The sequence below is a fragment of the Corynebacterium comes genome, assembly GCF_009734405.1.
Lineage (GTDB): Bacteria > Actinomycetota > Actinomycetes > Mycobacteriales > Mycobacteriaceae > Corynebacterium > Corynebacterium comes.
In genome coordinates this window covers 1,910,416-1,923,873 of the sequence record NZ_CP046453.1, presented here as the reverse complement: position 1 = coordinate 1,923,873, position 13,458 = coordinate 1,910,416, and the positions used below count along the sequence as shown (strand labels likewise).

The 13,458-nt window shown below is 65.2% G+C and carries 21 protein-coding genes; 10 read left to right on the top strand and 11 right to left on the bottom strand.

Annotation, left to right across the window (positions count from 1 at the left end):
- Positions 1 to 103: 103 nt before the first annotated feature.
- The 10 genes from CETAM_RS09245 (at position 104) to CETAM_RS09200 (ending at position 6,328) form a co-directional block, all read left to right on the top strand.
- Complete coding sequence (locus CETAM_RS09245; RefSeq protein ID WP_156228593.1) at positions 104 to 367, top strand: hypothetical protein; 264 nt, start codon at positions 104 to 106, stop codon at positions 365 to 367.
- On the top strand, positions 364 to 741 hold the full coding sequence (locus CETAM_RS09240) for a hypothetical protein (RefSeq protein ID WP_156228592.1): 378 nt from the start codon (positions 364 to 366) through the stop codon (positions 739 to 741). The genes CETAM_RS09245 and CETAM_RS09240 overlap by 4 nt, the downstream gene beginning before the upstream one ends.
- Positions 738 to 881 (top strand): hypothetical protein, encoded by a 144-nt coding sequence (locus CETAM_RS09235; protein WP_156228591.1) that lies wholly within the window; start codon positions 738 to 740, stop codon positions 879 to 881. The genes CETAM_RS09240 and CETAM_RS09235 overlap by 4 nt, the downstream gene beginning before the upstream one ends.
- A gap of 131 nt (positions 882 to 1,012) precedes the next feature.
- Entirely contained in the window at positions 1,013 to 1,222 is a 210-nt protein-coding gene (locus tag CETAM_RS09230) for a hypothetical protein (protein WP_156228590.1), read from the top strand.
- A 58-nt stretch (positions 1,223 to 1,280) separates the two neighbouring features.
- Entirely contained in the window at positions 1,281 to 3,809 is a 2,529-nt protein-coding gene (locus CETAM_RS09225) for a phage/plasmid primase, P4 family (RefSeq protein WP_156228589.1), read from the top strand.
- Positions 3,810 to 4,525: 716 nt separating this feature from the next.
- Positions 4,526 to 4,879 carry a hypothetical protein gene (locus CETAM_RS09220; protein WP_156228588.1) on the top strand — a complete coding sequence of 118 codons (354 nt, stop codon included), beginning with the start codon at positions 4,526 to 4,528 and terminating at the stop codon, positions 4,877 to 4,879.
- Positions 4,876 to 5,034, top strand: coding sequence for a hypothetical protein (locus tag CETAM_RS09215; protein WP_156228587.1), 159 nt, complete (start codon positions 4,876 to 4,878; stop codon positions 5,032 to 5,034). Before CETAM_RS09220 ends, CETAM_RS09215 begins: the two co-directional genes overlap by 4 nt.
- A complete protein-coding gene (locus CETAM_RS09210; protein ID WP_156228586.1) occupies positions 5,031 to 5,252 on the top strand; it encodes a hypothetical protein in 222 nt (73 codons plus the stop codon). Before CETAM_RS09215 ends, CETAM_RS09210 begins: the two co-directional genes overlap by 4 nt.
- Positions 5,253 to 5,450 carry a hypothetical protein gene (locus CETAM_RS09205; protein WP_156228585.1) on the top strand — a complete coding sequence of 66 codons (198 nt, stop codon included), beginning with the start codon at positions 5,253 to 5,255 and terminating at the stop codon, positions 5,448 to 5,450.
- 26 nt (positions 5,451 to 5,476) lie between these two features.
- Positions 5,477 to 6,328, top strand: a complete 852-nt coding sequence (locus tag CETAM_RS09200; protein WP_156228584.1) for a hypothetical protein — start codon at positions 5,477 to 5,479, stop codon at positions 6,326 to 6,328.
- A 553-nt stretch (positions 6,329 to 6,881) separates the two neighbouring features.
- Here CETAM_RS09200 and CETAM_RS09195 read toward each other — a convergent pair.
- From CETAM_RS09195 to CETAM_RS09150, 11 genes are all read right to left on the bottom strand, one after another.
- Positions 6,882 to 7,424, bottom strand: a complete 543-nt coding sequence (locus CETAM_RS09195; protein ID WP_156228583.1) for an antirestriction protein ArdA — start codon at positions 7,422 to 7,424, stop codon at positions 6,882 to 6,884.
- Positions 7,425 to 7,466: 42 nt separating this feature from the next.
- Positions 7,467 to 7,595 carry a hypothetical protein gene (locus CETAM_RS13945; protein WP_269076374.1) on the bottom strand — a complete coding sequence of 43 codons (129 nt, stop codon included), beginning with the start codon at positions 7,593 to 7,595 and terminating at the stop codon, positions 7,467 to 7,469.
- A gap of 24 nt (positions 7,596 to 7,619) precedes the next feature.
- Positions 7,620 to 7,835 (bottom strand): hypothetical protein, encoded by a 216-nt coding sequence (locus tag CETAM_RS09190; protein WP_156228582.1) that lies wholly within the window; start codon positions 7,833 to 7,835, stop codon positions 7,620 to 7,622.
- A 43-nt stretch (positions 7,836 to 7,878) separates the two neighbouring features.
- Entirely contained in the window at positions 7,879 to 8,085 is a 207-nt protein-coding gene (locus CETAM_RS09185) for a hypothetical protein (protein ID WP_156228581.1), read from the bottom strand.
- Positions 8,086 to 8,112: 27 nt separating this feature from the next.
- Positions 8,113 to 8,340, bottom strand: coding sequence for a hypothetical protein (locus CETAM_RS09180; protein ID WP_156228580.1), 228 nt, complete (start codon positions 8,338 to 8,340; stop codon positions 8,113 to 8,115).
- Positions 8,341 to 8,592: 252 nt separating this feature from the next.
- The gene (locus CETAM_RS09175; protein WP_156228579.1) at positions 8,593 to 9,423 is read right to left on the bottom strand and encodes a hypothetical protein; all 831 of its coding nucleotides are present in this window, start codon (positions 9,421 to 9,423) and stop codon (positions 8,593 to 8,595) included.
- Positions 9,424 to 9,861: 438 nt separating this feature from the next.
- Complete coding sequence (locus tag CETAM_RS09170; RefSeq protein ID WP_156228578.1) at positions 9,862 to 10,485, bottom strand: hypothetical protein; 624 nt, start codon at positions 10,483 to 10,485, stop codon at positions 9,862 to 9,864.
- Positions 10,406 to 11,254, bottom strand: a complete 849-nt coding sequence (locus CETAM_RS09165; RefSeq protein ID WP_156228577.1) for a hypothetical protein — start codon at positions 11,252 to 11,254, stop codon at positions 10,406 to 10,408. Before CETAM_RS09165 ends, CETAM_RS09170 begins: the two co-directional genes overlap by 80 nt.
- Before the next feature lie 87 nt (positions 11,255 to 11,341).
- Positions 11,342 to 12,253, bottom strand: a complete 912-nt coding sequence (locus CETAM_RS09160) for an SURF1 family cytochrome oxidase biogenesis protein (RefSeq protein ID WP_156228576.1) — start codon at positions 12,251 to 12,253, stop codon at positions 11,342 to 11,344.
- A gap of 25 nt (positions 12,254 to 12,278) precedes the next feature.
- A complete protein-coding gene (locus tag CETAM_RS09155) occupies positions 12,279 to 12,791 on the bottom strand; it encodes a low molecular weight protein-tyrosine-phosphatase (protein ID WP_156228575.1) in 513 nt (170 codons plus the stop codon).
- Positions 12,766 to 13,422, bottom strand: coding sequence for an HAD hydrolase-like protein (locus CETAM_RS09150; protein WP_156228574.1), 657 nt, complete (start codon positions 13,420 to 13,422; stop codon positions 12,766 to 12,768). The genes CETAM_RS09155 and CETAM_RS09150 overlap by 26 nt, the downstream gene beginning before the upstream one ends.
- Positions 13,423 to 13,458 lie beyond the last annotated feature (36 nt).

The window sequence follows — 13,458 nt, the reverse complement described above, 5'->3', positions numbered from 1 at the left end:
GCGTCTAGACATTGCGCTCAGGGCCTCCCCGGTGGTTAACTGGGGGTTGCACTGTCCATGTCGCGACAGTGCGAAGCCTACTGAGTCTGGAAGGACTACTACCGTGTCGAACTCGACCGAACCGCGTCTCACTGATCCCCTGCAGCCCTACCTGGATGACCCGTTCATCCTCCCCGCCGACGTGCAGAAGATCATCCCAAACCTGACCCCCCGGGCTCTGGCTAACATGCGAAGCCGCAGGGAAGCCGACGATCAGCCCCGGTTTTACCGCGTCCTGGGTCGCGTCCTGTACCGCCGGAGCGACCTTTTCGACTGGCTCGAAGAGCAGACCCACACCAGCTCACGTGGTCAGGGCGAGGCGGCGTGACCGCCGACAACCGCCCGCCAGCCTGGAAGGGTCTGGCCTCCGAGGACAAGCCGGGCGAGACCGACACACACCGGATTTTGATGAAGGCCCGCTACGAGGGAACCCCGGCTGATGCCCTCCAGGAATGGAACCTGTGGGGTCGCGGGGTTCCGATCGCTCAGGCAGGAGAGCACGCGATGGACTTGTCGGACACCGGCAACATGATTCGTGATGATATCCGATACCTCGCTGAAGCCACCTCCGATCCCATCGTCAGGGAGGCTCTCTTCGATCTGGTTCAGCATCAGGAGAAGTTGATGAAGAACACCTATGCCCTGGGCAGGGAGTTGATGGATGTAGCTACCAAACTCCTCCGAGGGGAGGCCACCCTGTGACCGCCGACAGCGCTGATCGCCCGTGGGTCTCCGAGCGTTTCGCCGGTCTCGACCCCCACGAAACCTCGTCTGACCACTCCGAGGACGCCGGAGACCCCTCCGGACGCGCCGGAGACACCAACCGAGAGGAAGCAGCCTAATGGCAACCGCCAAAACACATTTTGAGACACGGCGCACCAACACGTGGAGGGACAACGCAGGGCCTATTCCACCCCGGACGCGGGTCGCCTTCGTCGGCTTACGTGACTCCCCGACCGGGACTCCGAGGGCCATGTTCGAGGTGGACGAACCCGGCAGTCTCCAGGACAGGGCACTCCTCACCGGCGATAACGGTTCCGAGGGCGTACCGGCTGACGAGGTGGGGGTGTACATCCGTTTCGACTCCCACGAGGAGCACCTAGCGTTCCAGCAGGCGCTGACCGCGCACCACCTCGGCAACATCGCCGCCTCGGTCGGGAACCTGGAAGGACAACGTCGATGACTAACCGAGCCGTTGAGGTCCGTTACCACCAGTACAGCGATCATCGCGGTCGTCCCGTATGGGTTCGAGCTACTCGAGTCCCAGGGGGCCCGTGGAGAGAGCACTGGTCGGTGTCTCAGCTCATGGTTGTGGACTTGTCAAACGAACCGGATACCCCTCCTCAGCCCGTCTTGGTACATCGGAGCGTTTCGAACGGCTCCCAGGGGTCTCAGCCCCACCTGGACACCCCAACGGCTCGGAGAGCCACCAAGAACACCAACAGGAAGGAACGCCGATGATGCGTGTCCCAGAAAAAGAAATCACCCCCGCTGTGGCAAGCAACGGGGGCGAACAGGAGAAGGCTCCAATGGGTGTTGGGAAATCCACTCTCACTAGTAACGATTTTACCAGTGAAGATATTCGCGAGACAACTCCCACCACTCCTGGGGGTTCCCCCCTGGAAATCGCGCTGCGCCACGCCTCCCAGGGGTGGGCGGTGCTCCCGCTGGTGGGGAAACGTCCCCTCACCCCGCACGGGGTTAAGGACGCGAGCACCGACCCCGACGAGATCTCGCTGATGTTCGAGGAGTACCGGGGCACCGCTACCGGAGTTGGTGGAGCCTGTGGTGGGCGCGTCGTCGTCGATGTTGACCCCCGCAGTGGTGGCAAGGTCCCAGAGGGACTGCCGCCGACCCGCACCCACTACTCCGGCAGGGGCGATGGTGGTTGCCACCTGGTCTACAGCCTGCCCGAAGGTGCGCCGGGGTTGAAGTCCTCGACCTCCTCCCTGGCCGAGGGTGTCGACATCAAGACCGGGGCGGGATCTTACGTAGTCCTGCCGGGCTCCACCCACCCGGACACCGGTGGTCGGTACACGATGACTGACCACGAGGTGCAGGTCGCCCCGCCCGAGCTGCTGGCCAAGCTGCGGGGAGGTGGCCAGTCCTCCCCCGATGGCCAGTCCCTGGACTCTCTGCTGGCCAACCCGCCCGTGGAGGGAGGACGAAACGAGTGGTTGACTTGCGTGGCTGGCCACTACGCCGCGAGGAAGTATCCTGACCGGGAGGCTTACGACCACAAGCTCTCCGAGGCTAACCGCCAGCTGCGAGACTCCCTGGACCCCGACGAGGTTGCCAAGGTGGCCGATTCGATCTGGACGGCGGAGCACGAAAAGCGCCGACAGAAGGAGCGGGACGGACAGCTTGCCCCCGACCCCTACGACCCCATGGCGGTGGCCCGGTGGCTGGTCCAGCGCTTGTGGACCCGGGACGGTATCCAGACCCTGCGGTACTGGAACGGCGACTGGTGGGAGTGGAACACTAGCTGGTGGGTGCCCACCGGGGAGAACGGGGTGCGGAACAAGGTAGCGCTGGCGCTGGAACACGCCCTGTACGAGGGCAAGGAGGGCCTGTCGCCCTGGCGACCGACCCCCAACAAGATCGCCAACGTCGTCGGGATGCTGGAAACCGTGTGTTGGTTGGAGTCTGCGGTCTCTGGTGGTCGCGAATGGATCGCGACGTCTACCTGCGATGCCGACGCCCTGGATCTGGTCCCCACCAGCAACGGACTGCTGAACTGGCGTACCCGCGAACTGCACCCGAGCACCCCCGCCCACTTCGCAACCTGGGGAGTGCCCTGCGGGTATGACCCCGAAGCCACGGCCCCCCTCTGGGAGGAGTTCACGCGAACCGCATACGAGCCACTGGCCAGGCGCGTGATGGCCGAGTGGTTCGGATACGTCCTATCAGGAGACGCCACCCGGCAGAAGTCCCTGTATCTCTGGGGACAGGGCGGCACCGGAAAGGGAACCACCCACCGAGTCCTGGAACGGCTGCTGGGCGCGGAAACCAACAACACCACGGTCGGCGCGGAGCTGAAAGACCTGGGCAGCGAGTTCGGCGCTGCTCACTGGGTGGGTAAGTCGCTGGTCTGTTTCACCGACGCCGAGAGTGGGGTCCAGGCAGGAACCCAGGCGGTGTCGCGGTTCAAGTCGATGACTGGTGGTGACCGAGTCTCGATCAACCGCAAGGGCAAGGACTACTGGCAGGGAGTGCCCTCCTTCCGACTGATGTTCCTGTCGAACCACGCCCCCGCCTGGCGGGGCAACGCGAAGCCGATGCAGCGACGCCTCCTGGTCGTCCAGACCACCGGCGAACTCCTGCCCGGGGGAGAAAACGACGACCTGGACGAGCGCCTGGTGGCCGAACTTCCCGGGGTGCTCAACTGGGCACTGGATGGGCTGTCCCGACTGGTCGAGCAGGGCGACTTCACCGAGTCGGAGACCCAGGAGGCGGACTTGGAAGCCATGCTGGTGTCCGACGTCGGAGTCCGTACCTTCGTGGACGAGTGGCTGGTCCCGACCACGGACCCCGAGAAGGTGACCGAGTACACGAGACAGGACGTCTTCGATCAATACAAGCGTTGGTTGGAGGACGTGGGCGGGGCGTACACGAAGCAGCTGGATGCGCATCAGTTCCACACGGAGATGAAGGAGCTGGGCGACCCACGCGTCATCGCCAGCTACGTTCGGAGGGACGGTAAGCGGGTCCGGTTGATCACCTTGTCGGGTCTCGAACTGCCGCAGGCTACCTGGCGGGCTAATCGCTGACGGGTCCCAAGGGCCACTCCGTGTGGGGTCGCTGAATGGTTCCGGACTGGTTCCGGGACTGGTTCCAGACCCTCTCGGAACCATTTCGCATATACTCCGTCCCAGGTCAGAGGGGGTGCGGACTCTCTCGGAGGGGTGGTTCCGGAACCAGGGGGGGTGTCCGGTTCCACGGAGACTCCCTTACTACTCGGGTAGTAAGGGGGTCTCTCACTCGCGTAAACCTGTACTGGTTCCGGAACCATATTTTCAAAGATATTCTTAAATAGCTCCGTCCCAGGTCAGAGGGGGTGCGGTATGGTTCCGAAACTGGTTCCGAACCGTCCGGAACCACCTGGAACCACCGGAACCACTACCGCCTGTTCTCGGAGAGACCCCCCAGCGTGGCTTGCTGGCCTCCGACGCCCGCGAAGGTACTTCCGGCGCTCTCGGCCTGTCCGGTGGACCCGAAGCCCGGCGACTGGGTGAGAGACAGCCGGAGATACCCAGGAAGGCCGGGGAGACCCATGCCCGCAATCCGACACCTCAGCAGTCGCACGACGGCAGGGTGGCCAGCGTTAGTGGACAAGGTGACGGAGTCACCGCGTCAGCCTTCTCTGACAGCGACACCTACCAGGCGGGAGGGGCCGAACGCCCGTGGCCTCTGAGCAGGGGATTGTGGCGGAAACGCCCCGCTGTTTTAATGAAAGGTACTACTAATCAACCCGGAAGGAGACTGAATGGGCAAGCCCCGTTACCGGTGCCCCGACTGCGAACGCGAGAACCTGGCCGTCTCGCAGTTCTACTTTGACAAAACTAAGCCCGCAGGCAGGTCCACTTACTGCCGTGACTGCACTCGCCGACGACAGCGAGAGCGCCGCCAACGACTGAGCCAGCGCACGGACTACGAGCTGGCCACCGCGCGTCCCGGCAGCCAGCGCTGCAACGTCTGCCACGTCGTCAAGAACACCGACCAGTTTTACAACTCACGCAGTACGCCTAACGCCCTGCGGTACGCCTGCCGTGACTGCTCCAGCCAGGCCGTCGCTGAGTGGCGCGACCGCAACCGAACCAACAAGGAGACCAACCAGTGAGCAACCAGAACCCCTTCGACCTGCCCAAGAAGTCCGACCGCCAGGAATACCACCACGAGGTGTACGCGCCGAGCAAGTCTGAGCAGCTGCACTCGACTCTCGAAGAAGTCCTGGGTGAGCAGAAGGAGAAGGAGAAGAGGACCAACCAGTGGTGAGCAACAACAAGTTCACCCAGCGAGAGTCGGACGGGGCCTTCGTCCGGCTGATGGATGGGGCCAACAACCCGATCCTGAGGGCACACCGCAACACCAAGCAGGCCAGGCGAGACTACGAGCTCGAGTGGCTGGACGGTCACCGGGTGGTCCTGACTAAGCAGGAAGCCACCGACCTGTGGACCCGGCTCGGACGCGCCCTGGGCAAGGAGGAGGACTAGGTGCCCGCTCACGCCAACAACTACGTACCCCCGGCGGCAGTGATACCACACACCACAGCCCGCTCCCGCCAGCAGCGGGTCCGCCTCATCGTCCCGGGAGTCTGCGACCTGCTGCTCTCGCCCGAGGAGGCGGTGGCCCTGGCTGACGCCCTGGTCGATATCGCTGAATCCCTGACAACCGAAACCCCCTCCCCCTAGTCCCCCCGAAAGGACACCCCCTCCGAATGACCACCCTCAGCAAGCTCCTTGACCCCTACTCCCGGGTGCCGGACCACCTCTCCCCGGGTCCGATGCAGACCCCATCCCAGGCATACGAGGATATCCCCCTCACCCCTGAGCAGGCATCCATCCGGTCCCAGCTCGCCGCCCTGGACGAGCTGCTGGACCGCCCAGCCGCCCCGAGCCTGGCCGACCTGGTCGCCAACACCCCGCCCGCCAAGCTCGCCGCCCGCGTGGCCGAGGCCAGCCAGGCCCAGACTCAGGCTGAGTGGCTGAGTCGAGAGGCCGGTAAGCTCCGCGCCGCACTGACCCACGCCAGGCTGACCGCCAACGCCCAGCCCGAGGTGTTCGACGTGACCCGCGCCCACCTGGCCGAGCAGATCGAACAGAACGTGACCGGCCTGCTGATCAGCGCGAAGGAGTTCGGCTCAGACCTGCTGGGCAAGACCGATAAGCTGCTGGCACAGGACGCGGTCCTGGTCCAGCGGGTCAAGACCGCAGTCGTGCAGCTCACCAGCCTGACCCGCGTCCGGGTGGCGGGCCAGATCAGCGGCGACCACCTGCGGACGGTGGCGCTGTTCGCGGATCTCGACGACAGCGTGGCGCAGGCTGGTGACCAGGGAACCCTGGCACTGGCAGGTGCGGCAACCAAGAAGGGGACCGGGGTCCTCCTCGCCGCACTCGCCCTGGACCTCCTGCCGGGGCTGACCCTCTCGGTGGCCCCCGACTGGGAAACGGTGCAGCAGCGACGCGAGAAGCTCGACGTCCTGCGCGAGACGCTGGCTCAGGATCAGCCCGTGGCGACCATCGCAGATCATCGGCTGAGCCTCGACTCGTCAGGCGTCAGCAACTTCTAGGGGGGGTAGGGGGGATAACCTTTCCCCTATACCCAGTCCGGCGCGGAAGGCATTGTTTCTAGAACCGCGTACGGATTAGAAACCTGGTCCCGGCTCAGGGACCCCAACTAGTAGCCGACTTGCAAAGATACCCTTCACAACCTTTGCAACTATAGTTGTGATAATTCCCTCCACCGCCCCCACCAGGCTATAATGGTCCCTGGCGGTTGCGGATGGGCCCCCACAGCGTTCCTCTCGGGCGCTGTGGGGGTTTTCGCGTGTTTCGGGGTCTCCTCGACGGTGGGGGAGGTGGCCTGGGCGGACTGTCAAAACCCCCCGATACGTCTCCTCGGCGCTCCTTGGGGTACGGGAGGCTCTCTGAGCCGTTTCGGGCCCTCGAATACCGGAGACAGGATTTCAGGCGCTCGGAGACCCCTCCCCCCCGCCGTGGCCAGCTGTGAGACCCCCCATCACTGCGGCCAGGTGGCCAGCCCCTCCCCACCGTGGCCAGGAAACAGCAACGACCCCCGCCCAGGTAGTCCCGGGAGGGGGTCGTGTTCGTGTCGGCAGGTGGTCAGTGGCTGAATACCCAGACCCCCTGTGGAGCGTCGATGATGTTGTAGGACTGCTCCATCTCGTCGGCGTAGCTGTCCCAGTCGAAGAAACGAACTGCCAGCTCAGGCCAGCCGTCGAAGGTCCCGCAGGCTTCTTCCGCATCTTCGACGTAATCGCGGAAGCTGTCCCACTGGCCCTGGTAGCGGTCTGAGAACTCAGAGACGGAGGGGGCGTTGCCGTCACGGACCCACGCGCAGAAGACGAGCCAATTGTCGTCATCATTCAGCTCCTCGTACCGCTCGCCCCACTTACGGGCCTCGTCCAGACCCATCTCACCGCGAACGGGCATGTTCTCGTGGTCCAGTCCCCAGATTTCTTCGCAGTAATCTCCGGCAGGGAACCCGCCCTGCTCGTGTACGTCCTCGGTAGTGCCCAGATCCTCGTCGTTGTAGAGGTCTACAGCGTCGTACCACGCGCCGACCAGTCGGCCAGCGTTGTAGTCCTGGAGGCACCCCAACCAGATTCGCGGGGCGTTCAGGGTGGTGTGGGTGGTGGTGGTCATGGTGGTCTCCTTGTTGCGGGTTTTGGGCTGGTGGGGGAGTGGTTAGGCTTGTCGCAGGCTCAGCAAGAGGATGATCAACGGGTGGTCCTCCTCGACGCCCAGGACACGCCAGCCAGGTAGGTAGTCTTGATTGGTCAACATCGCGGCGATTGCTTCCAGTAGATCGAACATGTTTTCTCCTTCGTGGGGTGGTGGTTAGTCGCTGAACTGGGAGTTGTGGGCGGCTGTGGCGAGAGAATTAAGCAGGGTCGCAACTCCGTTGAAGTGGCCACCCTCTCCCTCTGTAATCGCCAGGGCGAGTTCGTCGGCCAGGGCCTGGGCGAACTCTGGGGTGGGGGACCAGGCTCCAGACTCCATATCTTTGGCGATGGTGGCGGCGATCTGCTCTGCGCGGTCCTGGTGAGTGTTCATTTCGGTTCCTTCTCTCTCGGTGGTGGGGTGGGGGGTGGTGGGATCAGTAGGTGTCTTCTACCTGCTCGAACTCGGGCGGGTAACCCCCGTCGCCGTAGGCCAGGAGGTAGACCGGCTCGTCGGGGTTGTTCTGGGCCAGGCCGGTGATCCGAGCCTCGAGCGGCCAGTTCGGTTGGTGGACGGAGCGGATCTCGGTTTCGGGGTCCAAGCTGCTCAGGTACTCGATCATCTGCTGGGCGGTGAGTGCCATTTTGGGGTTCCTTTCCCTGGTTGTTGGTTAGATCACGTTCTGGTCTGCGATCCAGTCGTTGGTGGCGGACCAACCGGAGATCACGGGGGCAGCGTTCAGAATCTCGGGTGCAACCATCTTGTTGAGCACCAGCAGGCGCTGCGCGTGGTCTTCCTTCATCTCGTCGGTGACCGCCACCCCTGCGTCGCCGGAGAGGTAGTCGTAGGAGGTGGCAATCGCGAGCAGGTTCTTGGCATCGGTCCGGGGGATTTCCATGGTGTTCTCCTTGTGTGTGGGGGGGGTGTGAGGGCGTTTCCCTCAATCTCTAATACAATTAAATCACGGGCAATAATCCCCCCACAAGGTGTTTCCCCAGGTCAGGGGTATTAGCGGGGGTAGTGGAGCGCGGGAAGTCGGCGGATATGGTATACGCTCCGTGGCTCCCCGGCGGGTTTGAGTACGGGTCGGGCGCTCGGCCCCGCCGTGGCCTCCCGGGCGGCGGGAGGTACCACGGGAGGCCGGGGAAGGCTATCCCGTCGGGGCCAGCTCGTCGCGGTCCGCGTTGATCGCCCAGGCCAGCGCCAGGCCAGCGCCCCAGACGTTCTCGCAGGCGGTGGTGTGTCCCTCGAGGGTGCCGTCCCGGTCGGTCCAGACTCCGAAGGGGCCGACTTCAAGCAACCACGACTCCCCCACCACATCGGCCACCTGCGCGATGGTCTCGCCGGTCATCGGGGAGGCACCCACCACGGCTCCGTGGATCAGGCCCCGCTCCCGGAGGTCGCGGACGACCAGGGCCACGTCGTCTGCGCTCAGCTCGCCGCTCGTGTCCAGGTCGGGGGCCTGCTGTGCCTGCTCCGCCTCGTTGTAGCGGTTCAGGGCCTCGACACCTGCTCGAACAGCGGGCAGGACGTGGGCGTGGTCCGCATATCGGGTGTCCACGATGGTGCCGTTCCGGGAGACGGTCTGCAGGGTGGCGGACACGCGGTAGGTTCCGGAGTGGGGGTTGGTGACGACCCACTCCCCATTAGCGGCAGCGTACACGTCATGGGCGTTCGGGTCGTACTGGCCCGGGTGCTTCGAGACGGTGACGACCAGCAGGCCGTCCTCCTCGGACACGGTGCCCTGGTATTCCGGCCCCTGGACCGGGGCGGTCTCGGTCTCGGTGGCCTGGGCCCGCTCAACCACCGACGCCGGGAAGCAGTGGCTGCAGAGGTCGGTGCCGTACTTGGCGACGACCTCCTGGATGGTCATGCCCTTCGTCCCGGCGACGGGGCGGATGCTGGCCGGGCGGTGGCTGCAGCCGACGTCGTGGATCTTGCCGTTGTTGCGGCGGACGAGGTTCTGGTCGAGAGTGTTCATGTTTCCCTTTCCGGTCGAGGGCGTTTCCCTCAATCTCTAGGAAAATTGAATCAGCCGAAATAATCCTCCCACAAGGTTTCCCCTGGTCACGGGGTTATCGGGCGGGGTTATCGGGCTGGCGGAACCACCTGCCGACTGGTAGCGCTCCGCCGGGCTGGGGAAGGTTCGTGGAACCCGGACCCGCCGACGCGGCGCGAGGGCCTCGGAGACCCCACGGGTGGCCCCGCTTTGGCCTCGGACTTGCTAGTCTGGGCGGGTTTTGGTGAGTCGGCGCGAGACGCGCTGAGTAGACGTTCCCCCAGGCCAAGGGACGTTTCCTCAGACCGGCCAGAGGGGTAACTGTTTCTTTACACCCAGTAGGTCGGCGGTTCGAGCCCGTCAGAGCGCACCACCTGAAAGCCACCCATCACTTGTGATGGGTGGCTTTTATGGTTCGTGCTACTCGGTTGCGCGCGGTTCCGGGTTCTCGGCGACGAGGGCCTCGATGAGTTTGTCGTCGCTGTCGGCGGGTAGCCAGATGGTGACGGGCTTCATGGCGGGGCCGGCGTAGAAGGTGAAGGCGTCGTAGCCCTCGGGGGCCACGCCTTCCAGGATGTCGGCCTCGACGAGGCCGTCGCCGAAGTCCGGGTCAATGTGGAAGGAATGGTCCCGGACGGTCTGACCCACGGTGTAGCGGAGGCTGCCGGTGGTGGGGGAGCCGGGGTCGGTCATGACGATGGGCTCGGTCATCTCGCCGCCGGTGCCGGCGTGGCCGGCGACGGTGGTGGCGAAGCAGGTGAGGTCGGCGACGGTGGTGCGGGTCAGTTCATCCTGGTCGATGTAGACGCGCCCGAAGACGGGGTGGCCGTCCTCGTCGAGGTGGGTGAGCAGGGTGGTGAGGGGGCGGCGTCGGAAAGCATCGGCGTCGAGGTCGCCTACGGAGATCCCGGCGGAAGGGCGGAAGTCATAGGCCGCGAGCGTCTCCAGGCTGGGGCCGAGGAGGTCACTGTCCGTCTCGACGGTGGTCGGGACCGTCTCGATGACCTTCCTCACCTTGTTGCGCTGCTTCTTCCTGCTCTTCATGTACTGCTCCTGCGGGGTCTGGGTGGTGTCGATGGGGTCCGTGGTGACGTTCCTCGTAGAAGCGGCCGGCGAGGCGGGCTTCTGCGGCGGTGTCCTCCGAAGCGAAGATACGCGCGATGTTGTCGGCGTGCTCCTCGGGTACCCACACGTGCACCGCGAAGTCACCGGTGGCCACCCAGCGGTGACCCTCGGGGGTGGCGTCCTGGAAGATCCTGCGCACGACCTCGGGGTCGGCCCATTCGCCTTCCACGGCGACGTCATGATGAACCGGCTCGCCATCGAGGCGATAGTGCAGTTCACCTACCGGGAACTTGGCGAAGTTGGGGCCGAAGTGCAGGTCACAGCGGACATCGGCGAAGCGCTCGGTCGTCCCGGCGGCGTCAGCGACCTGCCACACGAGGCGGGAGTAGGCGTCATTCGAGTTCACGCACTCCGGGTCGAAGTGCACGGTTTTCGGGTACAACGGCGTGCCGTCGTCCTCCGTGAGCCGCAGCAACGCGCTGAGATGCTCCAGCCGGAAACCGTCGGGCCCGTTGTAGAAGTCCAGGTCGATGTCATCGACCGTGATCTCCCTGTTCGGCACGAGCCCGAGTTCCGCAGCGTTATCCGTCGCCAGGAGGAGGGCCTGGGCGGCTACCCGAGGGTCGCAGCACAGCTCTTCATGCATGTCGGTGGCACGCCGGTGGCGTGGTGAAGGGGAACCTGCCGCGCGTGCGTCCACGATCCGCTCCGCGCCGGAGGTTCCGATGAGTCGGTTCCAGAAGCCCATGATTTTTGTCCTGCGGAAACTAGTTGGGATGACATGCCCAGCCTAACCCTCCGCAGGCGATTTTGCCTGGGCTTGACCTGTGGATTATCAGAAGCGCTCACGGTCACGTTTGGCCAGGCGCCCGTAGTGGTCCGGACGGGAGTCACCGTAACGGTCGCGCCCGCTGTCCGGGGCCGCGGGGACCTCCCCGGGGGTGTCGATGAGCTCCTCCTCCTCGGAGCGCACACGGCGACGCTCACGCAGCTCCGCCCAGACGAAATAGCCCAGGCCGAGCGGTGCCATGATGCCGAAGGCGATCCACTGGAAACCGTAGGACAGGTGCGAGCCACGGTCGAGCTTGGGCACCGGGATGGGGTTGAGCACGCCCGGCTGATCGGCGGAGAGCTGCACGAAGTCGCGTCCGAGGTCCACACCGACGACCTCGGAGATCTGTCGGGTGTTGATGCCGTAGACCTGTCGGTAGCCCTGGTCGGTCATGGGGAGGGATCCGGGGACCTGCTCGTTGAGACGCGCCTGGCCGACGATGGTCACCTGCCCGGTGGGGGCGTCGGTCATGTCCGGGACGTTGCCGTCCAGCGGCACGGTGAAACCACGGTTGACCAGAATCGTCTCCCCGGACTCGAGCCGGAACGGGGTCAGCGCGTGGAAGGCGGGGGAGGAGTCGACGGGCCGCAGGCGCAGGAGAACCTCATCGTCGGTGAGGTAGCGGCCCTCGAGGATGACGCGGCGCCACTCATCCTCCGGGGCGACGGCCCCGCCGGCACCGAAGATCTCGGTGGCGGGAACGGGGTCGACCCGGAAAGCGGCGTCGACCTGCTCGTTGCGGTGGACGATGTCATCGTCCTTGCTCAGCTGCCAGGGGGCGAGGAAGGAGAAGGCGGCATAGGAGAAGGCGATGATCGCGAGGATCATGAACACCCAGCCGGGCCTGAGAAAGGTCCGCCACCCTTTCCTGCCCTGCCCGTGGACGCTGCCGTACCGCTGCCTGGTCGTATTCATCAGAATGACAGTCTACCTGCAGTGCCTAGACCGCTCTGTTGCTCACCCGGACGGCCGCATGCGCGAAGGCGAGCAGGCCCTCGACGGCGGACTCGATCTGGGTGCGGGTCTGCGTGAAACCCTCGGGCCCGCCGTAGTAGGGGTCGTCCACGGAGGCCTGCTCCGGGGCGTCCGGGTCGAAGCTGCGCAGCAGGCGGATCTTCTCCTCCGGCACACCCAGGGTGACCATTTCGGCGACGTGTCCGGTGTCCAGGGCGATGAGCAGGTCAGCGGCCATGTCCTCGGGGCCGAGCCGGGAGGCGATGTGGTCGGAGCCGTCATGGCCTGCGGCGCGCAGCTCAGCGACGGCACGCTTGTCGGCGCCGTTGCCCACGTGCCAGCCGCCGATGCCGCAGGAGGACACCCGGATGTACGCGGCCATGCCGGAGCGCTCCACCGCGTCGCGGAAGATCACCTCGGCCATGGGGGAGCGGCAGATGTTGCCGGTGCAGACGAAATCGACGTGGTAACGCTCATCCTCGTGTGGCGAGCCAGTCATGGACGATCCCTTCAAGATCCTCAGGCGTGTGTGCGGTGCGCGCGGCGCTCGCCCACTCCACGGGGGTTCCGTATCCCCAGGCGACGGCAACGGTGTCGATGCCGTGCTCGGCGGCACCCTCGATGTCGTGGGAGCGGTCGCCGACCATCAGGATATCGGACGTGTCAACACGCCACCCGTTCGTGGACAGCACGTGATCGATCACCGCCGACTTGTGGCGCCGCGGGCCGTCCTCCTGGGCGGCGCCGAGGAAATCGATGTGCTCGAGGAAACCCTCGCGCTCGAGGATCAGCCGGGCGAAGGCCTCCCCCTTGGACGTGGCGGTCGCCAGCGTCAGGCCCTCGGACTTCCACCTGCGCAGCAGATCGAGCATCCCGGGGAAGCTCGTGGCGTCGGCCCAGCCACCGCGCCGGGTGTACTCCAGGTAGATGCCCAGACCCTCCTGCGCCATGGCGGGACTCATGCCCAGGGAACGCAGCGTGGTCTCCATCGGGGGCCCGGCGATGTGGTCGGTGAACTCCTGGTCCGGGTGGGGCCAGTCGAGCTGATCGAGGGTGTGGCGGAATCCGCGCTGGATACCGGGGAGGGAATCGATGAGGGTGCCGTCGACGTCGAGAAGAAGAATACTCACGTCCCCAATGTGCCAGAGAGGACACCAAACTGCCCG